The organism is Leucobacter sp. 1207-22 (genome assembly GCF_052850455.1).
In genome coordinates this window covers 162,231-186,488 of record NZ_VXCR01000002.1, presented here as the reverse complement: position 1 = coordinate 186,488, position 24,258 = coordinate 162,231, and the positions used below count along the sequence as shown (strand labels likewise).

Here is a 24,258-nt window from a genome sequence, read left to right as displayed (position 1 = left end):
GCGTAATGAGCCAAGCGAAGGGGCTGAGATACCGCCACGCCTCTTGGGTGTCAGGCTCAGTTCTTGCGGCTGTACGACTAGGATGCCATCCACACCTCGACAGGTCTACCGATGTTGCAGCAACCAACAAAGCGCCCTACCCACCACCATTTCTGGTGACGGGCAGGGCGCTTTGTCGAGTCCCGTTACGCCTTGGCGAGTACTGCGTCGCGGTCTGCCTGGTATTCCTGCAGCGACTTCACGTCGAACGTGATTGCCGCAGCAGAGAGCGCGCCGACGGTTGCCGAGAGTTCCGACATCGTCGTAAAGATTGGCACACCCGCCGCAACGGCAGCTGCGCGAATCTCGTAGCCGTCCGCGCGTGCAGATCCGCCAGCCGGAGTGTTCACGATCAAGTCGACCTTCTCACTGTTAATCAGGTCGACGATTGACTCGCCTTCGCTCCGTTCGGAGTGCTTTGCGACCGCCGTTGACTTGATACCGTTCCGTGCAAGCACCACCTGGGTGCCCTGCGTCGCAAGAATCTCATATCCGAGTTCCTGCAACCGCAGAGCTGGCAGCACTACCCCGCGCTTGTCACGATCCGCCACAGACAGGAAGACCGTCCCGCTCGTCGGCAGTGGGCTTCCCGCGGCCGCCTGGCTCTTTGCAAATGCGGTCGGGAAGTCCAGGTCCATGCCCATAACCTCACCGGTGGATCGCATCTCAGGACCGAGCAGGGCGTCGACAACCTTGCCGTCCTTCGTGTGGAAGCGCTTGAACGGGAGCACTGCTTCTTTCACAGCGACTGGTGCGTCAACTGCTACACGTGAACCATCGCGTTCCGGGAGAAGTCCTGATGCGATGAGATCTGCAATTGACTCGCCTGCCATCACCCGCGAAGCTGCTTTTGCAAGCGGGATTCCGAGCGCCTTTGAGACGAACGGCACCGTACGTGAAGCACGAGGATTCGCCTCAAGAACGTAGAGCACGCCCTGCGCGATGGCGAACTGCACGTTCAGGAGTCCGCGAACGCCAATACCTTCGGCGATGCCACGTGTCGCCTCGCGCACCTTCGCGATCTCGGCGTGACCGAGAGTTACCGGCGGCAGGGTGCAACTCGAGTCACCCGAGTGCACTCCGGCTTCTTCGATATGTTCCATTACGCCGCCGACGTACAGCTGTTCACCGTCATACAGAGCATCGACGTCAATCTCAATTGCATCGTCGAGGAAGCGATCGATCAAGAGCGGATGGCCCGGGCCAACCAACGCATGTCCTTCGATGCGCTCAAAGTAACCGTGCAACGAATCGGTATCGTACACAATCTCCATGCCACGGCCACCAAGCACGAACGATGGGCGCACCAGCACGGGGTAACCGATCTCCTCGGCGATGCGGATCGCGCCCACTTCGTCGATTGCGGTGCCGTTGCGCGGTGCAAGAATGCCAGCGCGGTCGAGGATTTCAGAGAACGCGCCACGCTCCTCAGCAAGATCAATCGCCTCAGGCGTGGTGCCAAGGATCGGGATACCCGCGTCCTTGAGTGGCTGCGCAAGACCAAGAGCAGTCTGGCCGCCCAGTTGGACGACAACGCCAACCAGCTCACCCGACGCCTGCTCGGCATGGATAACCTCGAGCACGTCCTCCAACGTCAGCGGCTCAAAGTAGAGACGGTCAGAGGTGTCATAGTCCGTCGACACTGTCTCAGGGTTGCAGTTGATCATGATCGTCTCGTAGCCTGCCTCGGCAAGGGCGAACGACGCGTGCACGCACGAGTAATCAAACTCGACGCCCTGACCGATACGGTTCGGGCCCGAACCCAAGATCACCACCTTCTTGCGTTCAGAAGGCGTCACCTCAGTCTCGAAGTCATAAGACGAGTAGTGGTACGGCGTGAGTGCAGGGAACTCGCCGGCACACGTGTCGACGGTCTTGAAGACGGGACGCAGGCCGAGGCCGTGGCGGAGTCCACGAACTTCGGACTCGCTCGATCCGCGCAACTGCGCGATCTGCACATCAGAGAAACCGTGTTCCTTTGCCTCACGCAAGAGCTCAGGCGTGAGGTTGTCTGCCTGCTGCACAGCGTCAGCAACTTCGTTGATGAGTACGATCTGGTCCAGGAACCATGGATCGATTGCGGTCGCAGCGTACACCTGTTCGATAGTTGCGCCCTTACGAAGCGCCTGCTGGATATCGATAATTCGACCATCGGTGGGTCGCTTCATCGCTTCCAGCAAGTCATCGACGGTGCGATCATTTTCGCCCCAATGGAATGACGAACCGCGCTTCTCAAGCGAACGGAGCGACTTCTGCAGCGCCGTCGTAAAGTTGCGGCCGATTGCCATGGCCTCGCCGACCGACTTCATGGTCGTCGTGAGCGTGTCATCCGCAGCTGGGAACTTCTCAAACGCAAAACGAGGGGTCTTCACCACGACGTAGTCAATCGAGGGTTCGAAACTTGCGGGCGTCTTCTGCGTGATGTCGTTCGGGATCTCATCGAGCCGGTACCCCAGTGCGAGCTTCGCGGCGATCTTTGCAATCGGGAATCCGGTTGCCTTCGACGCGAGTGCCGACGAGCGCGAAACGCGGGGGTTCATCTCGATGACGATGATGCGCCCGGTCTTCGGGTCAATGGCGAACTGGATGTTGCAGCCACCTGTGTCGACACCAACAGAACGAATGATGTCAATGGAGATGTCACGAAGCTTCTGGTACTCGCGATCAGTAAGCGTCAGTGCTGGCGCAACGGTGATCGAATCGCCCGTGTGCACGCCTACAGCATCCACGTTTTCAATCGAGCAGATCACGACCGAGTTATCTGCGTTGTCGCGCATGAGCTCGAGCTCGTACTCTTTCCAGCCGAGGATCGATTCCTCAAGCAGCACCTCGGTCGTGGTGCTGTAGTGCAGGCCATCACGAACGATTCGGACGAGTTCTTCCTCGGTGTACGCGAAGCCCGAGCCCAGGCCACCCATCGTGAACGACGGACGAACGACGAGCGGGTAGCCGAGGTCCTTCGCGAATTCCTTCGCTTCTTCAAGCGTATGCGCGATGTGCGAGCGAGCAACATCAGCACCGCACTCAAGCACGAGCTCCTTGAAGATCTGACGATCCTCACCACGCTGGATGGCTTCGGGCTTCGCACCGATGAGCTCAACGTTGTGCTTCTCAAGAATGCCCTGCTCATGGAGTTCCATCGCCGCGTTGAGAGCGGTCTGGCCGCCGAGGGTTGGCAAAATGGCGTCGGGCTTTTCCTTGATGATGATCGACTCGATGACCTCAGAAGTAATCGGCTCAACGTACGTCGCATCAGCGAAGTCAGGATCAGTCATGATCGTCGCAGGGTTTGAGTTCACGAGGATCACGCGAACGCCCTCTTCGCGAAGCACGCGGCACGCCTGGGTGCCTGAGTAGTCAAACTCGCACGCCTGACCGATAACAATCGGGCCAGAGCCGATGACGAGAACTGAGTTAATATCTTGACGCTTGGGCATTAGTTGTCATCCCCCGAAGTAGTAGTGCTGGCTGCGCGATCCTTCACAAGCGTGCGGAACCGGTCAAAGAGGTAGAAGGCGTCGTGCGGCCCCGCCGCAGCCTCCGGGTGGTACTGCACCGAGAATGCAGGGATGTCGAGGCACTCAAGACCTTCGACAACGTGATCGTTCAGGCTGTAATGACTGACCTGTACACGTCCAAAGCCGGCGGGTGACGCAAACTCGCCATCAATCGGCGCATCAACAGCAAAGCCATGGTTCTGCGCGGTGATCTCGACGCGACCGGTTCGCTTATCAAGCACAGGCTGGTTGATGCCACGGTGACCGAACGGCAGCTTGTAGGTGTCCAAGCCGAGAGCACGTCCGAGTAGCTGGTTGCCGAAGCAAATCCCGAAGTATGGGATCCCCTGCCGCAGCATTGTCTGCAACATTTCCACTTGACCATCGCTCGCGGCAGGGTCACCAGGACCGTTCGAGAAGAAGAGGGCGTCAGGCTCGAGCGCCTGCACTTCTGCAGCTGTGGTTGCCGCAGGCAGCACCTCTACGTCGAAGCCGTGCTCCGCGAGGTAGTTCACCGTCGCGCGCTTCACACCGAGGTCGAGCACTGCGATAGTGCCCACGCGTTCAACGCCTGCGACGGCTGGAACCGTATACCGCACCTTCGTCGATACCTCTACTGAGAGGTTTCGACCAGCCATTGAAGCTTGGTTCTTCACGCGCTCGAGCTGCTCCGCTTCGGTGAGCTCCAGCGCAGCGCCTGAGAAGACGCCGCCACGCATCGCACCAGCGTCGCGCAGAATTCGAGTAATAGCCCGCGTATCAACACCGGCGATTCCAACGATTCCGTCCTGCACCAGGTCTTCGTCGAGTGAACGAGTTGCTCGGAAGTTGGAGACGCGACGTGCTCGGTCTCGCACCACAAAACCTGACACCCAGATCTTGTCCGATTCCATGTCCGTATCGTTTGCCCCAGTATTTCCGATGTGCGGAGCAGTCATGACAACGATCTGGCCAGCATACGACGGATCAGTCAGTGTCTCTTGGTAGCCCGTCATACCGGTTGCGAACACCACTTCGCCAAGCGTTTCACCAGTGGCACCATATGCGCGACCAGTGAAGCGCGACCCATCTTCAAGCACCAGCACCGCTGCGCCAATTGGTACGACGCCCGATGGGGGTACAGTCACTTCAATCGTGTTTGTGTTCACGCGTCCTCCTGGGTCTGGTCTTTACAAATGGCTAGGTAATTCGTCACTGCGTGTGTAGCAGGGACGAAAATCAAGGTTGTCCGCTCAGCTGTCATGCGACGAGCTGACTGTCATCAACGGAAATGGCAACTTCTTCGACCCCGTCGTGCTCAAGGAGCCGTAGCGAGATTCGTTCGTGCCGGGAACTCGGCAAGTTCTTACCAATGAAGTCCGCGCGAATCGGGAGCTCTCTGTGCCCGCGGTCTATGAGTGTGGCAAGACGCACCGAAGTCGGTCGACCGTGCTCTGCCAATGCGTCGAGAGCGGCACGAACGGTACGGCCTGAGTACAAGACATCGTCAACAAGAACAACAGACAGATTGTCGACGCCTTCGATTGGCATCTCGCTTGGCTGCGGAGCCAATGTGGGCTTCTCGGCAAGGTCATCTCTGTACATCGTCACGTCAAGAGTTGCGGTGGGAATATCAACACCAGCGATGCGTGAAATCAATGCAGCAATTCGCTGCGCCAAAAGGCTGCCGCGGGTAGGAATACCAACAATCAAAAGACCGGAAACACCCTTGTTGGCCTCGACAATTTCATGCGAGATTCGAGTCAGCGCCCGCGAAATATCAGCACTTTCAAGCACAATTCGCGTACCCATATTCGAGCCTCCCTTCTCCGCCTCACAGGACGGGAATTAAAGAAAAGCTGAAAACCCTCATATATTACCGCATGCGAAGCGTGACTCGATACACGATGTCCCAACTTTCTTCAAGTCAGCTCAGAGCTTGGCCCACTGTACCCAAGCAGAGCATGACTCAGGAATAGTCGGCTGTGATGGTTTGCGTCACGCATTAGGTGAAGTCATCGCCCGTTCTCTGAACATTCGTTTATTCAAACAGAAACTGTCGCACATGTGTTGGCGAGAATACTGCCCTTCACCGGCCATACGACGCGCCGAAATGGACCTCGATTATGCATTAGGGGCAGGCATACGGCATAGTTATTGAGTCGCAAGGCGCCAGAAACGGCCACTTGAGTGACATGCGGATGTAGCGCAGCTGGTAGCGCATCACCTTGCCAAGGTGAGGGTCGCGAGTTCGAATCTCGTCATCCGCTCGGACAGCGCCTGGGAAAACCCAGGCGCTTTTTCGTTTCCCCTTAACACCAAGGCTGGTAATTTCAGGGTTACACCCCTTCCCCAGACCCTGATCCGCCATCAAGCAAACGACACCTCTACTTTCGACTCTCTGCGCCCCGGGCCACAGAGGGCACATATCCAAGTGCGTTCAGGTGCCCTTCAGCCGCCGAGCGACGCGCCCGAATTTGCGCAGATTGTGCCCCTCAACCAAGCGCCCCCTATAGTTATTCAAGTCGCAGGGCAACGAAAACGTCGCTCAACATGACATGCGGATGTAGCGCAGCTGGTAGCGCATCACCTTGCCAAGGTGAGGGTCGCGAGTTCGAATCTCGTCATCCGCTCTGAAAGATGAGTTTCATCGAGTCTTTCTTCTGGGTTTCATTTGAAACTTGCCATATATTGGCGCGATTGGCGCAGCGGTAGCGCACTTCCCTGACACGGAAGGGGTCACTGGTTCGATCCCAGTATCGCGCACAGATAAGCCCCCGGTTTTCACCGGGGGCTTTTTCGTTTGCACAACTTCAGATGCTGTCAGCTTCTTGCCCGCCGGTAGTCACCTGTATGCCTTCCGTCGCCCGAAGGTCGGGTGTTGCGAGCATTCGGTCTGCGATCTCGCTTGAGCATCCAACAGTGGTGAAGTCAAGATCCGGCGGCATCGAGAAGCACCATTTTCCTTCCAAGTCCCACAAATAGGAGAGCTGATGAAAGCATCCATATGTTTCCTCGACGGACTCGAAGAGACAATTCACTAACTTACTTTCACCCGCAAAATATGCAAGCCGACCCCTGAAATAGCCTAAGCCTGCTTCCTTCAAATGCTTCCGAACGCCGGGGACGTTGTATCCCGCATATAACGCATACCCGCAGGGGCTCTCTGTGTCCAACGACTCAAGCAGAATGTCCTGCAGCAACCTCTGTTGGGACTCGCTCAATCCTGCGTTATTCGCGTTTGGTGCGCGAAACGGCATGTCCGGGTCACCTGTGGCTTCGGCTCCCTCATGAGGAACCAGGACCATTCTCGAAAAGCGACGCGGCAGGCTTCCGCGGTCAGAGAGTACCCAACCCATGAATTCGTCAATGCCAAGCCGAGGATTTGAATGTAACCACCCCGTGTCCGACTTCACTTCATCCATAAATACAGACTCCGGTTCTACTGTGTTTCAAATACTTCGGAGTACTACTGCGAACATTCGAATGTACAGCAGGCCTGTACCCCGACGGCATCACAATCCTGTATGAGCCACGAGCCTGGTACCTCAACGTTTTGACAGCACAAGGCATTTCTCCCCCGACTGTCACACTTTTCCTGCCGGTACGCACGCTCTGGAGACCTCCACGACCAATCGTTGTCATTCGAGACCTCACAGTGATCTTGACAAGGTGGGCATCTGTTCCTCTGCAATAGACACGCAAATGTGCGTTCACAGTGCGTCGACCCGAAAGTGAAGACGGGTGTGGCCAATCGTATTTTGAGTAGCAACTGATTGGAATGTAGAGCCCTCGACCGCTCACCTCTCGCGCGATACGTCTCGAAGTCACAATGAGCGATTCCTCTTCTGTAGGCGCAACCTCCGAAGCGGACCAAGAAGAAACTGCAGATCCGGCAAAGAACAGAACGAAAATTAGCGCAATGAGGTATAAAAGCTTCACACTAGGAACCTAGGCTGCACAGTCTTAACACACGCAAATTGACCAGCTCTGTCACGTTTCCGCAGAGGACTGCCCCGCCCAGCGAGGTGATTTGCTCGCCACCGTTGTTGACTCACGACACCCTCCCCATGCACACAGCGCCTCCCCACCCCGCACCAATACACTGACGCCTATGGCTTCTTTCAAGAAACGCACGGTGTTCGCATCTCTCGCCCTCGTTGCAGGCCTCACCCTGACCGGCTGCTCTGGCGCCGGCACGAGCCCTGCTGACACGGTCTCTGAGGCGGAAATTGGCACTGAGCTCACCGCTGACAATTTCGTCACGCGGATCAGTGCCGCACAGCTGCGTGCAGGCTCAGCGCACTTAGAGACCAAGATTGAAGGTCAGGGATCCGCGATCACGGCAAGCGCCGACATGGAGTTCTCTGAGAGTGCAAAAGACCTGCGCATGCACATGATCATGGATATGCCAGTTGACGAGAAGACCTCAACCAAGGCCGAACTCAAACTCATCAAGGGCAAGGTCTACATGTCACTCGGCGAGCTCACGTCAAACAAGTGGGTAGAGGTATCTGAAGATCAGTCTGGCGTATTGAATATCGACGATCTCACCGCGCAGACAGATCCAGCGGCACAGTTCGCTGCGTTTGAGACCGCGCTGCAGTCGCTCACAAAGTCAGGCGGCGAAGAAGAGATCGATGGCGTAAAGACGACTGAGTACACGCTCGCACTTGACCCAGAGAAGCTGCTCACGAGTACCGGCCAGATCGAAGCACTCGGCCCAGAGGAACTTCTTGCACTCGGCAAGAGCGTTGAGTACAAGCTCTTCGTCGGACCCGATGATCTCCCTCGCCGAATCGTCATGGACCTCGGTACTGGCGTTTCCACCCTTGATTACAGCAAGTGGGGCGAAGACACCGACATCAAGGCGCCGAACCGCGGTGACATCACCAAGATGTAGCCTTCACGGCAGGCCGCTGTGGCCCGCACTAACCGCGCAAGTGGTGGGTGCGGGCCACAGCTGTAGCTGCCGCAATAAATGTTTCTCGGTCGACTTCGTGCCCCTCGCGACGCATGCCAGCGTGCGTGACGCGCAGAAGACGCTCTGGCGAGAGGAAGCTTGGGCGGTGTTGCGGATCCCATCCGCCAGTCCCGACTGGAATGAAATCACGGTGTTGCTTCGTACTGAGGTAGCAGCCAGCGAGCGCTGTGTGACTCACTCGTCCCAAGATGAGGACTGGCCGGTCTTTGCCTCGTCCATCATTTTCTGCGTACGGCACCCATGTCCAGACGACTTCTCCAGGGTCAGGGTCCCCATCGCGATTTGGCGCATACTCAAACCGCAGCGACTGCTTCTCTGCGAGTGTGAGATCACGGGTGATGCTGTCAGCTCCCCCGTCGCGCCCGGGAACCACGGGGTCTTGGTAGGCGCTCGTACGGTCAGCTCGCGCACGAGAGTTTGGCCTCGCTGATCCGCGCCCACCGGATTTTCTCCCAGGTGAACTAGAGGTCGACCCAGGTGAGCGTCGTTTCTCCCCCGGCAGGAGAATGTCAAGGACCTTGCGGGCGAGATCAGTCCACACGGTGAAACCTCGTTATGCTTCGATCGTCGCCGCAGTGAGCGCATTGAGTCGCGACTGGCAGCGCTGATACTTCTTGCGGTATCCGCCGTCAATCATCCCGCCACCAAAGATGTTTGTGAGCGGAATGCCCGTCGCGCTGATCGGAATCTGGGCGTCGTACACGCGGTCAATGAACGCGACAAAACGCAGTGCAGCGGATTGATCAGTGATCTCATGCACGTCTCGGATACCGAGAGCGTCGACGCCAGCGAGCAATCCAACGTAGCTCGAGGGATGCACGGTTGCGAGGTGCTCAATGAGGTCACCGAAGACGTCGTCTGTCATGCGGTTTCCTGATGCTGCGGCGTCTGCGACCGCGAACTGATACGCCTCATCGCTGAGCGACACTGCGTCACTTTCGAGGTCACGCTGACGATAATCAACGCCATCGATACGAAGCGTCGTGAATCGGTCTGACATCGCCTGAATCTCGCGCATGAAGTCAGCCGCAGCAAAACGGCCCTCGCCAAGCGCGTTTGGCGGCGTGTTCGAGGTTGCAACGATGCGCGATCCCGATGAGGTGAGGTCACCGATCATGCGCGTCATGAGCATCGTGTCGCCCGGATCATCAAGCTCAAACTCATCGATACAAATGAGTTTTGCACCACGCAGCACGTTTACTGCACCTTCATACCCCAGCGCACCGACGAGCGCGGTGAACTGGATGAAGGTTCCGAAGTACTTACGCCCGGCTGTCGCATGCCACGTCGCAGCGAGCAGGTGAGTCTTACCAACGCCGAACCCGCCATCGAGGTAGATACCAGGCTTGGCTGGCGCGGCGGTCGCTGCAGAAGCTTGAGCCTTCTTCCGGCCAAATCCAAAGAATCCGCCACCACCATTGCGTGCGGCAGTTGCAGGCTTCGCAAAAGCATCAAGCATGTCGCGAGCTTCAGCCTGCGACGGGTAGCGGTCATCCGGGCGGTAAGACTCGAATGAGGCGTGGTCGAACTGCGGGGGCGGAACGAGAGAGGCAACAAGCTCAGGACCTGAGATTGCTGGGCGTCGATCTACGATCCGGGCAGTGCTGTGCAATTCGTTGGCAGACATCCTTGCCAGTCTAGTCCCGCCACGCCACAGTCGCCTACCTGCTAGATCCCGTCCTTTGTTCGACTATCCACGGAACGCTGGCCGCGGCAAGGTCGAGACGAAGCGGTGAGCTGCTTCCTCCCAGCCGTCACGATCCATATTCCATAGCCTGACGTGTTTTGCGTTGTCTACCAGGCGCAGTTCTACGAGGTCTGGCCGCAACTTCGCAAGCCGTTCTGCTCCTCCACTTGGCACATATCCGTCGCCCCGGCTCGCTTGAATTAATACGGGCACATCCAAGTCAGGCGCAAACCGTTCGGGTACCAAGAGTCCCGCGTCAAGCCCGTCTTCAACACCGGACTTCACAACGTTATTTCGCAGAAGCGCAAGACCAATATCTGCGAGCGGCGCTGGCGCACCAGCAGCGCGAGCATGCACGCGGAGTACGTCTGGCCAGTCGAGGGCTGGCGAATCGAGCAGGACTCCATCAATCACATCCCTGTGGGCACGACGCAGCGTCGCGAGCACGCAAGCGGTACCGCCCATGGACCAACCGACGAGCGTTACACGTTCGGCTCCACGGCGTCGGGCCTCTGATATCGCTGCTTCGACATCACGTGACTCAGAGATTCCGAGCCCGAACCGATCATTCGCGCTTGCAGGAGCACCCTCGTCGCCGCGGTAGGTAATGACGAGGCTCGTGATGCCAGCACGTGCGAGCGGGAGGACACCACGCAGCGTCTCGACAGGCTCCGCGCCTCGGCCATGTACGTGAACCGCCCACCGCTTCTTACGCGCAAATTTTGGGCGGATCACCCAGGCGCGAGCATCACCCAGCTCAGTCGGGTAGCTAATTTCTTCCACACGCAGACCCAACTCTGCCGGATCTGCATACCACCAACCAGTCAGGCGTCCACGCAATCCAGGGCGAAGGGTCCCGCGATCGACAGCAAGCAGCTCACGAATGACGTTTCCTGCTTCTCGCTTCAAAACCTTGCCCACCCGAGCGCGGATCGTGTCCTGCTCAAGCAGCAAGGTGTAGTCGCCACGCAGCCCAGCGCCGACCCCGTTGAGCACGATCGCTGGACGACCGTTTGCCTCACCGAGATTTACAACCTCGAGCGGATCCTCACTGATCCGCTCCCCCTCGACTGCACGTCGAGCCAACACCGTTGCGCCGGCAACGATGCCGCCCACTGCAACAGCACCAACAACGCCCGCAGCGACAGCTCCAGCGATGATTCCGCGGCGATTGCCCATATCTGGGACCCACTCTCTAACGTTTCGAACGCGTTCGGCGTGGCAATCCGAACTCTTTCACAGCAAACTCTAGTCTTCCCCTGTGACCCGAACACCCCCAAGTTTCTCGCGAAAGTTTGCTGAGGCAGTTGAACAGCTGCGTCACGCACACCTGCGCGAAGAGCTGGCGATCCGCGAAACACCGGCGCCAGAGAGCATTGCACCCGAGTCATTCGCACTCGCAGGTGGCTTGAAACAGCAGGACATGACTGACGATTCGGCCGCAGTCGAATCCGGGTTTGGTGTCGGGCGGCTCGTACTGCTGCACGACCCAGATGCTGCGGATGAGTGGGGCGGGGAATTCCGCGTTATTTGTTACGCGCAGGCACCACTCGAACTTGAAATCGGAGTTGACCCTTTCATCTCTGATGTGGCGTGGTCTTGGCTGCTTGATGCGCTAGATACGCGATCCGCCGAATACACGTTTATTTCTGGGACAGCGACGAAGGTGCTCTCGAGCGGCTTCGGCACGCTTGAGGGGCAGGGCGATGGCGCTCACCTTGAGCTGCGGGCTTCGTGGACGCCACTTGGCGGAAACTTTGCCGTGCACGCCGAAGCCTGGTCAGAACTGCTCTGCCTCTTGGCAGGGCTCCCTCATCAAGAGGGCATTGAATCGATTGCAGCTCACCGGCTGCGGATGCGAGCAGGCGGGCGTGACTGAAACAGAACTGGCAAGTTGGACGATGGTCGGCGACAAATGGTCGCTAGCTTCCGCCCTTGAACAGCTTGCTGCGGGCGAGGGTCCGTATGGCATCGACACTGAACGCGCTTCGGGATTTCGTTACAGCAATCGCGCGTTTCTGGTGCAGGTATTTCGGCGCGGATCGGGAACCTTTATCTTCGATCCGACGAAGCTCGACTCGATGCTGCCGCTTGCAGAACTCATCAATCCCGAAGAGTGGATCCTGCACTCTGCTGACCAAGATCTTCCGAGCCTCGCCGAGCTGGGCTTGAAGCCCGACCGGCTGTTCGACACCGAGCTTGCTTCGCGGCTGCTCGGATTTGAGCGCGTCGGCCTCGGAGCTGTTACTGAGCGTCTCCTCGACATTCAGCTCGCGAAAGCGCACTCGGCAGTGGACTGGTCGACACGACCACTGCCCATCGAATGGCTCGAGTACGCAGCGCTCGACGTTATTGTGCTGCCAGATCTTCGCGATGCGGTGTACCGCGAGCTTGAGGCCAGCGACAAGGTACAAATCGCACATGAGGAGTTCGAAGCGGTTCGTACGAAGCCACCAAAGCCGGTAAACGACGAGCCGTGGCGCAAACTGTCGGGTGGAAACAAGCTTCGCGGTCCGCGGCAACTCGCGGTTGCACGCGAGCTCTGGAATGCGCGTGACCGACTTGCGCGCGAGAAGGATGTCGCACCTGGCAGGCTCGTGCCTGACGCCTCACTGATCGCGGCAGTCGCAGCAAATCCGCGATCGAAGGGCGAGCTCGCAAAGCTCGAAACCTTCCGTGGGCGCGCAAGTCGCACCGAGCTCAATCGGTGGTGGAACGCGATTCTCGCTGGAAAGACCACCCGCAATGTGCCAGGCCCACGACCCAGAGATCCCGATGCCATTCCGCATCATCGCAGCTGGGAACAGAAGGCTCCAGAAGCGGCTGTCCGCCTTGCGGCAGCGCGCGCAGGTGTCGAGGCTGAGGCCGAGTCCCAGAACATGCCGCTTGAGAACCTCATCACGCCGTCGCTTGTGCGACGCGTGGCGTGGAATCCTCCGAGTCCCCCGACCCCAGAGAATATTGCGGCACGACTTGCTGAGCTTGGCGCGCGTCCCTGGCAGATTGCCCGAGTCGCACCAATAATTTCTGCTGCGTTTGTAGACTTGGGCTAAAGCTTGTACGGCGTCCGGCTACGACTTCACGTGACCGGACATATGAGTTCTACCGAGCCAGGCCGCGCTTCCTATGATGTGAAGCACGACCTGATTCAACACCTGATGGAGGCAAAGTGGCCGCAATGAGAAAAGTCGTTTTCGTAGACGGAGTTCGCACTCCATTCGGACGCGCTGGTGAAAAGGGTATGTACGCGGGAACGCGCGCGGACGACCTCGCGGTGAAGGCACTGCAAGGGCTTGTTTCCAGAAACCCCGAACTCCCGCTTGATCGCATTGATGATGTGGGAATTGCGGCGACCACCCAACAGGGCGATCAGGGCCTGACACTTGGCCGCACGGTTGCCATGCTCGCTGGGCTCCCTCAGACCGTTCCGGGCTTTGCGCTCGATCGCATGTGTGCCGGCGCCATGACGGTGACGTCCTTTATGGGCGCAGCCATCATGGCTGGCCAATACGACATCGCTGTCGCCGGTGGCGTCGAGCACATGGGGCGTCACCCACTCGGTCTCGACGCAGACCCGAATCCCCGTTTCGTTGCGGAAAAGCTTGTCAGCCCCGATGCCCTCAACATGGGCATCACTGCTGAGCGCCTGCATGATCGCTTCCCCCAGCTCACCAAGGAACGTGCGGATCGGTTTGGCATGTTGAGCCAGCACAAGGTGCAGGCCGCATACGACCGCGGAGACATTCAGGCCGACCTCATTCCGATTGCCACACGGTCTGCCGCTGGCTGGGGTCTGGCAACTGAGGATGAGGGGCGACGACCCGAGACCAGCATGGAAGGTCTCGCTGGACTGAAGACCCCGTTCCGACCACACGGTCGAGTCACCGCTGGCACTTCATCCCCGCTGACCGACGGCGCAACGATGTCGCTCCTTGCTGGCGCCGACACCGCGAAAGAACTCGGCTTGAGCGCCAAGATGCGCCTCGTCTCGTTTGCGTACGCCGGAGTGCAGCCCGAGGTAATGGGTCTCGGCCCCGTTCCCTCGACAGAGAAGGCGCTGAAGAAGGCCGGTCTCTCGATCAACGACATCGGCATTTTCGAGCTCAACGAGGCGTTTGCCGTGCAGGTGCTCTCGTTCACTGATCACTTTGGAATCACAGACGACGATCCGCGCGTCAACCCTTGGGGTGGTGCAATCGCATTCGGCCACCCGCTTGCGGCCTCTGGCACACGTTTGATGATTCAGCTCGCACGTCAATTCGAGCAGCGACCCGAGGTGCGATTCGGCCTCACCGCGATGTGCGTCGGCCTCGGACAGGGCGGATCAATGATCTGGGAAAACCCCCACTACAACGGCAAGAAGGGTAAGTAAGCGCGATGACTGATTACAGCAAGATCGACTTCTCACCGATCATCAACGCCTCAGCGGATGAGGTGGTCACCGAGTCGTTCGTGCGAGACGTACAACTGCCGTCTGGCGGGACGCTCGCACTCATCACCCTTGACAACGGTCGCGATCACACACGCCCGAATACCCTCGGCCCACGCACACTCCAGGCGCTAGGAGCCGTGCTTGACGCACAGCGCGAGCGCGCCATCGCGGGTGAAATCCAGGCGGTTGCGGTCACGGGAAAGCCTTATATCTTCGCGGCAGGTGCCGATTTGTCGAAGGTTTCGACTCTCGCAACTCGCGAGAATGCGCTACTCATGGCGCAGCTTGGCCACCATGTGCTCGGCAAGTTCAGTTCGCTCGGCGTTCCGTCATTTGCTTTTGTCAACGGCCTGGCACTCGGCGGCGCGATGGAGATCGCGTTGAACTGCGATTACCGCACGCTTGATTCTTCAGCGGCGGCACTCGCATTTCCCGAGGTTTTCCTCGGCATCATCCCTGGCTGGGGCGGCGCAACACTCGTTCCAAACCTCATCGGCATCGAGAAGGCCATCGAGGTTGTCATCTCAAACCCGTTGAAGAACAACCGCATGCTCAAGCCTGCTCAGGCATATGAGCTCGGACTCTTCGACCAGATGTACAGCGCGGGTCGATTCTTGGAAGAGTCGATTGCGTGGGCGGATCAGGTCATCACCGGCGTGACTCAGGTCGAACGCCCAAATACGCCTGGCAAGCTTGAACGCCTGACCAAGTGGAACGTCGCAATCAAGATCGCGCGTGACACCCTGAAGGCAAAGATCGGCACCGCGGCAAAGTCACCCTATGTCGCGCTAGATCTTCTCGCAGCTGCCCGTGACAACGATCGCGTACGCGGATTTGAACGTGAGGACGCAGCTCTTTCAGAGCTCATTTCTGGCGATCAGTTCGCGGCGTCGATTTACGCCTTTGACCTTGTGCAAAAGCGGGCGAAGCGTCCTGCGGGTGCTCCCGATAAGGCACTTGCACGTCCGGTTCAAAAGGTTGGTGTCATCGGCGCCGGGCTCATGGCCAGCCAGTTCGCACTGCTCTTTGCCCGTAAGTTGCGTGTGCCAGTGCTCATCACCGATCTCGACCAGTCGCGCGTTGACCGCGGTCTCGACTACATTCGAGGCGAGATCGACAAGCTCGCGGCAAAGGGCCGCCTGTCAGCTGACGAGGCAAACCAGGTCAAGGCGCTCGTGCGGGGCACGACTGACAAGGTCGATTTTGCCGACTGTGACTGGGTCATCGAGGCAGTGTTCGAAGAGCTGACGGTCAAGCAGCAGGTCTTCGCCGAGGTGGAGCCGCACATCTCCCCCGAGGCGATTATCGCAACGAATACTTCTTCCCTTTCGGTTGAAGAGATCGGCTCGAAGCTTGCGCACCCTGAGCGCCTCGTCGGATTCCACTTCTTTAACCCCGTTGCGATCATGCCCCTCATCGAGGTGGTGAAGACACCGACCACGAACGATGCAACGCTTTCGACGGCGATGGTCGTCGCCCGCAAGCTCGGTAAGAGCGCAGTCATCACGGCAGATCGCCCTGGCTTCGTCGTCAACCGCCTCCTCGCGAAGGTCATGGGAGAAGCAGCTCGTGCACTGGACGAGGGAACCCCAATGCCCGTCGTCGAGCGTTCGCTCGCTCGCCTCGGGTTGCCGATGGGGCCATTCGAACTCATCGACCTGGTCGGATGGAAGGTCGCTGCACACGTGCAAGACACGATGGTCGCTGCGTTCCCTGAACGTTTCTATGCGTCAGAGAATCTCCACAAGCTTGCTGATGTGACCGATCCGCTCGTGAAGAGCAAGATCGGCAAGGTCGAGGATCTCTCGAAGTCGGGCAAGAAGGCGCTCACGCTCGGCAAGACGGCAGTGACCGAGGACGTCATTCTGCAGCGGGTCGAAGACGAACTCGCTGGTGAAATCAAGATCATGCTCGATGAGGGCGTCGTACACGCCGCAGAAGATATCGACCTCTGCCTCATTCTTGGCGCGGGCTGGCCTTTCCAGGCTGGCGGTGCAACGCCATACCTCGATCGCGTCGGCGCGAGTGAGCGGGTCTTCGGCGGGGCGTTCCATACGCCGCGCGTCGCGGGAGCGTAGCTGCGAAGTTCTCAGCTGCGGGGACAAGTGAGTTTCCCCACACCTGCAAATCGGCCGTCGTCCAGACGTTTTCTCAGGAATTCGTCTGGACGACGGCCGATTTCTAGGGGAAGGCCAACTGGGCAAACCCAGCCGAGCCGGTGCACTCCCCGAACAGATTCACTCCCCGAGCCGGTGCACTCCCCGAACAGATTCACTCCCCGAGCCGGCTCACTGCCTGAGTCAGCTCACTCCCCGAGTAGCGCTGCCGCAAACATCGGTCGAGCCGCGTCAACCCCTGGCGGGTGAAACAGCGACGCGGCGGCATCACGGTAGAGGCGACTCGCCTCATGCATTGCGCTAAAACCAGCGCCGCCTGCGCAGGCGAGCGCGACTTCAGCGTTACGTCGAGCGACATCACCCGCATTGATACGCGCGTGCACAAGCAGCAGCGGCCACCGCTCACCGTGATTCACGAGTTCGTCGATGTCACGGGTGTAGGCATCGAGCTGCGCGGCGACAGGGATCAGGGTCATGTGTGCGTCAGCGATCCGCGCCCGAAACTCAGGAACCTCGGCGAGCGTCGACTCTGCCTTTGCCGAGTTTCGATGCGTCAAGCCAACAGCTGCAACCTCGAGCGCGCGGGCTGCGACGCCCGCATACACCGAGCCAACGAGGAGTTGGAAGTGGCTTGCGATCGCAAACACCAGTGCGTCCGCGGTGGGACCGATAGGGAGCGTGCGGATCACCTGACCGGCGGGCATCACCGCGCCCGTCAGTCGTGTCGCACGGCTGTGGGATGCTCGCATGCCGAGCACATCCCAGTTCCCGGCCGACTGTACGCCTTCGTCATCCCGATCGAGGAATCCGAACACCAGCTGCGGCTCCTCCCCCGATTCATCACGTCCGTGCACGATGAGCTTTGTCCATGCGGGCGTGAGCGAGGTGAAAATTTTCGTGCCGGTGAGCGCGAAGCCGCCGTCATTTGTCGGCACTGCGTGGGTCTTTGAATCAGCGAGCACAAAATCATTTCCCGGCTCACTGATACCGAACGCGAAGATTTCGCCAGCAAGTGCCTGCGCAAAAACGTAGTCGAGAGAATCGTCGCCGCGCTCATGGAGCGCACGCGCGACACCAACGCACAAGAGGTGCATGTTGATGCCAAGCGCGGTCGCAGGTGCCGCTCCCGCGAGTCGCTGCTGCAAACGCGAAACTTGGTTGAGTGTCAGGCCTGGTCCGCCGTGTGACTCCGGCACGAAGGTCGTTAAGTACCCGGAATCGCGGAGCGCCTCAAGATCCTCAGCGAAAAATTCATTAGCACGGTCATACTCACCGGCTCGTTCGCGAATCGATGAGACAAGCTCATCTGGCAGAAAACGTTCAGCGATTTCGCGATGCTGGGCTTCACGGTCGGTCACTGTGCCACCTCTCAGAAATGAACGGTCTACGTGGCGAGCACGCGGCGCAAGCCACCAGCGCCAGACTACTCCGCTTATTCGGGGCGTGCGATGGGAATTCGTGTTCCGCGTACCTGATCAATGACGTTCGCTGCGATTCGTTCTGCGGTCAGACCAGCATCGTCGAGCAGCTGATCACGCGTCGCATGTGGCGGGAACTCGTCTGGGGTGCCCAGTTCACTCACCGCAGTATCGACGGCGCCATCACGAAGCGCCTGTCGGATCCGCGTCCCAACACCACCGACACGAATGCCGTCCTCAATGCTCACCAGCAATCGATGCGACCGGGCCATTTCAACCACAGAGTCAGCTACCGGCACGACCCAGCGCGGATCAATCACCGAGGCAGAGATGCCTTCTCGGGCAAGAATCTCAGCTGCCTCGAGCGCCACACGAGCCATCGGTCCAACCGTCACGAACAGGACGTCCGCGGATCCTTTGGCTTCACGCAACACATCCACGCCGTCTGGCGTGCGACGAATCGCGGGGAGCGCAGACCCGACAGAGCCCTTGGGATACCGAACGACGGTCGGAGCGTCTTCAACGGTCGTCGCTTCAGCGAGCAACTCTGTCAACGTATCTGCATCGCGTGGCGCCGAGATTCGGATGCCTGGAACGATCTGCAGCATAGCCAGGTCCCACACGCCATTATGACTTGCGCCGTCCGGGCCGGTGATGCCTGAGCGATCAAGCACAAAGGTGACGCCGGCATGATGCAACGCGACGTCCATCAATACCTGGTCAAATGCGCGGTTCATAAATGTGGCGTACAACGCGACCACCGGGTGAAGACCACCGTATGCGAGGCCAGCCGCTGAGGTCACCGCATGCTGCTCCGCAATTCCCACGTCGTAGACCCTGTCGGGGAAACGCTCCGACATCGGAGCCAGGCCGACGGGTTCAAGCATTGCCGCAGTAATCGCGACGATCTTCTCGTTGTTCGCAGCGAGGTCGACGATGCTCTCACCAAAGACCGAAGTCCAGGTTCGCGCTGAACCGTGAGAAATCGGCTCGCCACTGTCGCGGTCGAACTGACCGATTGCGTGGAACTGATCACCAATGTGGTTCTCAGCCGGGGCGTAGCCGCGACCCTTCTCAGTGATGACGTGCACGAGCGCAGGGCGTCCGTACTCGCGCGCTTGGGTGAGTACCGCTTCGAGACCAGCTTCGTCGTGTCCGTCGACCGGGCCAAAGTACTTAATGTCGAGATTCGAATACAGGTGATCGTTGTCACTGGCTCGGCTCAGGAAGCCGTGCAGTGCACCACGGGTTCCGCGATAGAGCGTGCGACCTGGCTTGCCGAGTCGGGCAAAGAGGCGCTCACTCCCCTCTTGCAGATCGCGATAGGTCGCGCGGCTGCGCACTGAGTTCAAGAAACGCGCCATGCCACCAATCGTTGGCGCGTACGATCGGCCGTTGTCGTTCACAACGATGACGAGATTGCGCTCGTTGTCGTCAGTGATGTTGTTCAGCGCTTCCCAGGTCATGCCGCCCGTGAGCGCGCCATCACCAACGACCGCAACGACGGTTCGGTTCTGTTGCCCGGTGCGAGCGAATGCCCGTGAAATACCATCAGCCCAGCTCAGGGAGCTCGACGCGTGAGAGCTCTCGACGATGTCATGATCAGACTCGGAACGCTGAGGGTACCCTGCGAGGCCATCACGCTGACGGAGTTGCGAGAAGTCCTTACGGCCGGTGAGGATCTTGTGAACGTAGCTTTGGTGCCCGGTATCAAAGATGATCGGGTCACGTGGAGACTCAAACACACGATGTAACGCGATCGTGAGCTCAACCACGCCAAGGTTTGGGCCGAGGTGGCCACCGGTCTTCGCAACCTCACTGATGAGGAATTCGCGGATCTCTGCCGCAAGCTGCGCACACTGCTCAGCGCTTAACGACGCAAGGTCTGCAGGGCCTTCGATCTGATCGAGGATCGCCACTCGCCACCCGTCCCTTCTCTCGCCGACGTGAACGCCGGGCATCCCCACAGTCTACCCGCCAGCGACGTGTGGATCGGAACACGGCACACATCGGAGGTCTCCCCGCGCGATTCGCGCAAGGAGACCTCCGATGTGTCAAGAACTCACCAGTTAATCATTACCAATTGAGCCATCAAGCTTTTTCTTCACTTCTTCGATCTTTGCCGAGTGCTCACCACCAGTAACCTTGTTTGCCAGGTCAGCTAGGCCATCAAGCACTTTGTCACTTACCGCCTCAGCCTGCTCGCTGTTGAGGGCTTCTTTCACCTTGTCAGCGTTCTCGGAAAGAAAAGCTTTCGCCTTCTCTGCCGCGTCAGCTGCCTGCTTGCCAAGATCTTCGTTCGCCATGCGTGGATCCTTTCTCGTGGTGCGCCGAGCACTTCGGGCACTCACTGAAGTATGCGCTCAATGTTGTTGGGCAGCAAGCACCAATTGCCACACCATGCGGGCGACAGGATCCAACCAATGAGTGAGCCACACCTATCAGCGCTCCACTACACATCAGTGCGCCCCGTCCAGGAGTTCCCTGGACGGGGCGCACTGATGCTGGCTGTCTACCTCAGAACACGACGAGCTACGCGGGTTCCGGGACAGACGAGCAAGATTTACACGAGCGAACGGAGCACGTACTGCAGAATGCCACCGTTGCGGTAGTACTCAGCTTCACCCGGGGTGTCAATACGAACAACTGCGTCGAACGAAACGACCGAGCCGTCAGCCTTGGTTGCTTCGACCGCGAGAGTCTTCGGCGTAACGCCCTCGTTGAGCTGCTCGATACCGGTGATCGAGAAGGTCTCAGTGCCATCCAAGCCGAGGGTGTCGGCGTTCTGGCCTGCAGGGAACTGCAGTGGCATGACGCCCATACCGATGAGGTTCGAGCGGTGAATGCGCTCGAAGCTCTCGGTGATGACTGCCTTGACGCCGAGGAGGCTGGTGCCCTTTGCTGCCCAGTCACGCGACGAGCCCGAACCGTACTCCTTGCCGCCGAGAACGACGAGCGGGATACCTGCTGCACGGTAGTTCTCTGCTGCGTCGTAAATGTACGACTTGGGAGCGTCAGCCTGAGTGAAGTCACGCGTGAAGCCACCCTCGACGTTGTCGAGAAGCTGGTTGCGCAGACGAATGTTCGCGAAGGTACCGCGAATCATGACCTCGTGGTTGCCACGGCGCGAGCCGTAGGTGTTGAAGTCCTTCGGCGCGATGCCGTTTTCGACAAGGTAGCGACCTGCAGGGGTCTCTGCCTTGAAGCTGCCAGCAGGGCTGATGTGGTCAGTGGTGACCGAGTCGCCAAGCTTTGCAAGAACGCGTGCACCCTTGATGTCGCTGACAGGCTCAGGCTGGAGCTTCATGCCGTCGAAGTATGGAGCCTTACGAACGTAGGTCGACTTCTCGTCCCACGCGAAGGTGTTGCCGTCGGGAGTCGGCAGTGAGTTCCAGTGCTTATCACCATCGAAGACCGTTGCGTACTTCGAGTTGAACATGTCGCTGTCAATCGAGTTGTCAGCGATCTGCTGCACCTCAACGGGATCAGGCCAAATATCGCGGAGGAAGACGTCATTTCCGTCGGCGTCCTGGCCGAGCGCCTCGTTATCGAAGTCGAAGTCCATCGAGCCCGCAAGAGCGTACGCAACGACGAGCGGAGGGCTCGCGAGGTAGTTCATCTTAATGTCGGGGTTAATGCGACCCTCGAAGTTACGGTTGCCCGAGAGAACTGCAGTGACCGCAAGATCGTTGTCGTTCACAGCCTTCGAGATCTCCTGGTTGAGGGGACCCGAGTTGCCGATGCAGGTAACGCAGCCGTAACCGACGAGGAAGAAGCCAAGGTCTTCGAGCTCAGTCTTGAGGCCTGACTTCTCGTAGTAGTCGGTAACGACCTTTGAACCTGGGGCAAGCGTGGTCTTTACCCACGGCTTAGCCTTCAGGCCCTTAGCGTTTGCGTTGCGCGCGAGCACACCGGCTGCGAGCATGACCGAGGGGTTTGAGGTGTTGGTGCACGAGGTAATCGATGCAAGGCTGACTGCGCCGTGATCAATCGTGAACTCGCGACCCTGCTCGTCAACAACGGTTGCGGGGTTCGAAGCGGGAGCGTAGTTCTTGAGGTCAACCTCGAACTGTTCCTTCGCGCTGGTGAGCTCGATGCGGTCCTGCGGACGCTTCGGGCCAGCAATCGAGGCAACAACCGTTGAGAGGTCGAGCTCGAGGTACTCGCTGAACTCTGGCTCAACTGCGGGATTGTGCCACATGCCCTGCTCCTGGCTGTACGCCTTGATGAGCTCAAGCTGCTCTTCGGTGCGGCCGGTCAGGCGGAGGTAGTCGAGGGTGACATCGTCGATGGGGAACATCGCAGCGGTCGAACCGAACTCGGGGCTCATGTTGCCGATAGTTGCACGGTTAGCGAGCGGGACCGAGCCAACGCCCTCGCCGTAGAACTCAACAAACTTGCCGACAACGCCGTGCTTACGGAGCATCTGCGTGATGGTGAGCACAACGTCAGTTGCGGTCACGCCAGCGGGAATCTGTCCCGAGAGCTTGAAGCCGACAACACGCGGAATGAGCATCGAAATCGGCTGGCCCAGCATTGCTGCCTCAGCCTCAATGCCGCCAACACCCCAGCCGAGAACGCCAAGGCCATTCTCCATGGTGGTGTGCGAGTCAGTACCGACGCAGGTGTCAGGGTAGGCCTGGAGAACGCCGCCGACCTCGCGTGCGAAGGTAATTCGCGCGAGGTATTCAATGTTCACCTGGTGAACGATGCCAGTCCCGGGAGGAACAACCTTGAACTCGTCGAACGCACCTTGGCCCCAACGGAGGAACTGGTAGCGCTCACCGTTGCGAACGTACTCAATCTCAACGTTCTTCTCAAACGCCGCTGCGTTGCCGTACGAATCAGAGATCACCGAGTGGTCAATGACGAGCTCGGCAGGGGCGAGCGGGTTGATCTTGTCGGGGCTGCCACCAAGGTCCACGACAGCTTCACGCATAGTTGCAAGGTCAACCACACAGGGAACACCCGTGAAGTCCTGCATGATCACGCGTGCGGGCGTGAACTGAATCTCGGTGTCAGGCTGTGCCGACGGATCCCAGTTGCCGAGCGCCTTGATGTGCTCTGCGGTCACATTCGCGCCATCCTCGGTGCGAAGCTGGTTCTCAAGAAGCACCTTGAGGCTGTAGGGCAGACGTGCTGCACCCTCAACCCGGTTGATCTTGAAGATTTCGTAATCTTTCCCACCAACGGTGAGGGTGCTCTTTGCACCAAAGCTATTTACCGAAGCCATGAGTCCTCCCAAAGTCTCTCGATGTCGAGATACATCTTACACTGTTTCCGAGCACGCCAGACCACGACGCGCGAGCGCTGGTTCCCTTATTTTTCAAGGAAGTCCCGCGCAAATTCATCCGATGATTAGTCGGCGGATCGCGATTCCGCGTCTTCCGGTTTTGGCAGCTTGCGCAATACAAGCCACGTAACAACAACGCCAGCCGCAAACAATGGAATACCCATCACGATTCGCGCAACGCCAAGCATCTCTACCTGATTCGCAAGATACATCGGGAATTGCACCACGAGCCGCCCCAGGAAAAGCAGAAGCCACAATGTGGTCAGCCATACTGCGGCGCGTCGAACAAACCTATCCTTGCGCCAACCCGTGACGTCTCCACGAAGGAAGCCGAGGATCAGCCCAATGGCTGGCCAGCCGACAACGATCGAGACAAGCAGGCCAAGCGACCAGGCGGCATTCACAATGAATCCTGACAGGAAGTAGTCAACGCCACGGCCAGTGATCAAGGTAATGAGCACGGCGATACCAACCCCGAGCGCACCCGAAAGTGCCGCGACGATCGTCTCGCGCTGCACAAGTCGAACAATGACAGCAACAATCGCGAGCGCGCCTGAGGCAAGTGCCGCCGTTCGCGCTTCCTGAGTGATTGCGAAGATCACAATAAACACAAATGCCGGGACGATGGTCTCAACGACACCCCGCCAGCCACCTATCGTGCGAAGTACTCCCTCAGCAGTGAGGTCCTCTCCACTCGTTGCGGCAGCAACGGCGCGACCCATTGAGCCGCCGATGTTCTTTGGTTGATTTGGTGCCGCATCAGACTCGCTCTCAGAGCCGTCACGGGCTGGCTCTTGCGGCTCCGCTGCCAT

General features: G+C 58.9%; 17 protein-coding genes and 3 tRNA genes. 8 read left to right on the top strand and 12 right to left on the bottom strand.

Annotated elements, in window-relative coordinates; all coding sequences use genetic code 11:
- Window positions 1-185: 185 nt before the first annotated feature.
- The 3 genes from carB to pyrR form a co-directional block, all read right to left on the bottom strand.
- Window positions 186-3,476: a carbamoyl-phosphate synthase large subunit gene (gene carB, locus FW756_RS03995; RefSeq protein ID WP_446428889.1), complete on the bottom strand. Its 3,291-nt coding sequence runs from the start codon at window positions 3,474-3,476 to the stop codon at window positions 186-188.
- Window positions 3,476-4,684 (bottom strand): glutamine-hydrolyzing carbamoyl-phosphate synthase small subunit, encoded by a 1,209-nt coding sequence (gene carA / locus FW756_RS03990; RefSeq protein WP_446428888.1) that lies wholly within the window; start codon window positions 4,682-4,684, stop codon window positions 3,476-3,478. Before carA ends, carB begins: the two co-directional genes overlap by 1 nt.
- A 91-nt stretch (window positions 4,685-4,775) precedes the next feature.
- Window positions 4,776-5,327, bottom strand: a complete 552-nt coding sequence (gene pyrR, locus FW756_RS03985; RefSeq protein ID WP_446428887.1) for a bifunctional pyr operon transcriptional regulator/uracil phosphoribosyltransferase PyrR — start codon at window positions 5,325-5,327, stop codon at window positions 4,776-4,778.
- A gap of 385 nt (window positions 5,328-5,712) precedes the next feature.
- Here pyrR and FW756_RS03980 point away from each other — a divergent pair.
- From FW756_RS03980 to FW756_RS03970, 3 genes are all read left to right on the top strand, one after another.
- Window positions 5,713-5,785, top strand: a tRNA-Gly gene (locus FW756_RS03980).
- 290 nt (window positions 5,786-6,075) lie between these two features.
- Window positions 6,076-6,148: transfer RNA gene (locus FW756_RS03975), tRNA-Gly, on the top strand.
- A 61-nt stretch (window positions 6,149-6,209) separates the two neighbouring features.
- Window positions 6,210-6,281, top strand: a tRNA-Val gene (locus FW756_RS03970).
- A gap of 47 nt (window positions 6,282-6,328) precedes the next feature.
- Here FW756_RS03970 and FW756_RS03965 read toward each other — a convergent pair.
- Window positions 6,329-6,940, bottom strand: a complete 612-nt coding sequence (locus FW756_RS03965) for a hypothetical protein (RefSeq protein ID WP_446428886.1) — start codon at window positions 6,938-6,940, stop codon at window positions 6,329-6,331.
- 689 nt (window positions 6,941-7,629) lie between these two features.
- Here FW756_RS03965 and FW756_RS03960 point away from each other — a divergent pair.
- Window positions 7,630-8,418, top strand: coding sequence for a hypothetical protein (locus FW756_RS03960; protein ID WP_446428885.1), 789 nt, complete (start codon window positions 7,630-7,632; stop codon window positions 8,416-8,418).
- Window positions 8,419-8,446: 28 nt separating this feature from the next.
- Here the strand turns inward: FW756_RS03960 and FW756_RS03955 are convergent, their stop codons facing one another.
- The 3 genes from FW756_RS03955 to FW756_RS03945 form a co-directional block, all read right to left on the bottom strand.
- Window positions 8,447-8,872: a hypothetical protein gene (locus FW756_RS03955; RefSeq protein WP_446428884.1), complete on the bottom strand. Its 426-nt coding sequence runs from the start codon at window positions 8,870-8,872 to the stop codon at window positions 8,447-8,449.
- A 180-nt stretch (window positions 8,873-9,052) separates the two neighbouring features.
- A complete protein-coding gene (gene zapE / locus FW756_RS03950) occupies window positions 9,053-10,126 on the bottom strand; it encodes a cell division protein ZapE (RefSeq protein WP_446428883.1) in 1,074 nt (357 codons plus the stop codon).
- Window positions 10,127-10,189: 63 nt separating this feature from the next.
- A complete protein-coding gene (locus tag FW756_RS03945) occupies window positions 10,190-11,365 on the bottom strand; it encodes an alpha/beta hydrolase (RefSeq protein ID WP_446428882.1) in 1,176 nt (391 codons plus the stop codon).
- An 82-nt stretch (window positions 11,366-11,447) separates the two neighbouring features.
- On the opposite strand from FW756_RS03945, the gene FW756_RS03940 reads away from it, so the two are divergent.
- The 4 genes from FW756_RS03940 to FW756_RS03925 all read left to right on the top strand — a co-directional run bounded on the left by FW756_RS03940 (window position 11,448) and on the right by FW756_RS03925 (window position 16,696).
- On the top strand, window positions 11,448-12,065 hold the full coding sequence (locus FW756_RS03940) for a DUF3000 domain-containing protein (RefSeq protein ID WP_446428881.1): 618 nt from the start codon (window positions 11,448-11,450) through the stop codon (window positions 12,063-12,065).
- A gap of 7 nt (window positions 12,066-12,072) precedes the next feature.
- Window positions 12,073-13,239 (top strand): HRDC domain-containing protein, encoded by a 1,167-nt coding sequence (locus FW756_RS03935; protein WP_446429205.1) that lies wholly within the window; start codon window positions 12,073-12,075, stop codon window positions 13,237-13,239.
- A 125-nt stretch (window positions 13,240-13,364) separates the two neighbouring features.
- Window positions 13,365-14,558 carry a thiolase family protein gene (locus tag FW756_RS03930; protein ID WP_446428880.1) on the top strand — a complete coding sequence of 398 codons (1,194 nt, stop codon included), beginning with the start codon at window positions 13,365-13,367 and terminating at the stop codon, window positions 14,556-14,558.
- A 5-nt stretch (window positions 14,559-14,563) separates the two neighbouring features.
- Window positions 14,564-16,696 (top strand): 3-hydroxyacyl-CoA dehydrogenase NAD-binding domain-containing protein, encoded by a 2,133-nt coding sequence (locus tag FW756_RS03925; RefSeq protein WP_446428879.1) that lies wholly within the window; start codon window positions 14,564-14,566, stop codon window positions 16,694-16,696.
- A gap of 227 nt (window positions 16,697-16,923) precedes the next feature.
- On the opposite strand, the gene FW756_RS03920 is transcribed toward FW756_RS03925, so the two are convergent.
- From FW756_RS03920 to FW756_RS03900, 5 genes are all read right to left on the bottom strand, one after another.
- Window positions 16,924-18,093 (bottom strand): acyl-CoA dehydrogenase family protein, encoded by a 1,170-nt coding sequence (locus FW756_RS03920; protein ID WP_446428878.1) that lies wholly within the window; start codon window positions 18,091-18,093, stop codon window positions 16,924-16,926.
- Between the two features lie 74 nt (window positions 18,094-18,167).
- The gene (gene dxs / locus FW756_RS03915; protein WP_446429204.1) at window positions 18,168-20,072 is read right to left on the bottom strand and encodes a 1-deoxy-D-xylulose-5-phosphate synthase; all 1,905 of its coding nucleotides are present in this window, start codon (window positions 20,070-20,072) and stop codon (window positions 18,168-18,170) included.
- Window positions 20,073-20,222: 150 nt separating this feature from the next.
- Window positions 20,223-20,459, bottom strand: a complete 237-nt coding sequence (locus FW756_RS03910) for an Rv0909 family putative TA system antitoxin (protein ID WP_446428877.1) — start codon at window positions 20,457-20,459, stop codon at window positions 20,223-20,225.
- Between the two features lie 257 nt (window positions 20,460-20,716).
- Entirely contained in the window at window positions 20,717-23,386 is a 2,670-nt protein-coding gene (gene acnA / locus FW756_RS03905) for an aconitate hydratase AcnA (protein ID WP_446428876.1), read from the bottom strand.
- 125 nt (window positions 23,387-23,511) lie between these two features.
- Complete coding sequence (locus FW756_RS03900; RefSeq protein WP_446428875.1) at window positions 23,512-24,258, bottom strand: DUF3159 domain-containing protein; 747 nt, start codon at window positions 24,256-24,258, stop codon at window positions 23,512-23,514.

Bases quoted from the DNA above. Each gene is read 5' to 3' on its own strand.
- carB (WP_446428889.1), bottom strand. From the start codon at position 3,476: ATGCCCAAGCGTCAAGATATTAACTCAGTTCTCGTCATCGGCTCTGGC.
- pyrR (WP_446428887.1), bottom strand. From the start codon at position 5,327: ATGGGTACGCGAATTGTGCTTGAAAGTGCTGATATTTCGCGGGCGCTG.
- FW756_RS03965 (WP_446428886.1), bottom strand. From the start codon at position 6,940: ATGGATGAAGTGAAGTCGGACACGGGGTGGTTACATTCAAATCCTCGG.
- FW756_RS03960 (WP_446428885.1), top strand. From the start codon at position 7,630: ATGGCTTCTTTCAAGAAACGCACGGTGTTCGCATCTCTCGCCCTCGTT.
- zapE (WP_446428883.1), bottom strand. From the start codon at position 10,126: ATGTCTGCCAACGAATTGCACAGCACTGCCCGGATCGTAGATCGACGC.
- FW756_RS03945 (WP_446428882.1), bottom strand. From the start codon at position 11,365: ATGGGCAATCGCCGCGGAATCATCGCTGGAGCTGTCGCTGCGGGCGTT.
- FW756_RS03930 (WP_446428880.1), top strand. From the start codon at position 13,365: ATGAGAAAAGTCGTTTTCGTAGACGGAGTTCGCACTCCATTCGGACGC.
- FW756_RS03925 (WP_446428879.1), top strand. From the start codon at position 14,564: ATGACTGATTACAGCAAGATCGACTTCTCACCGATCATCAACGCCTCA.
- FW756_RS03910 (WP_446428877.1), bottom strand. From the start codon at position 20,459: ATGGCGAACGAAGATCTTGGCAAGCAGGCAGCTGACGCGGCAGAGAAG.
- acnA (WP_446428876.1), bottom strand. From the start codon at position 23,386: ATGGCTTCGGTAAATAGCTTTGGTGCAAAGAGCACCCTCACCGTTGGT.
- FW756_RS03900 (WP_446428875.1), bottom strand. From the start codon at position 24,258: ATGGCAGCGGAGCCGCAAGAGCCAGCCCGTGACGGCTCTGAGAGCGAG.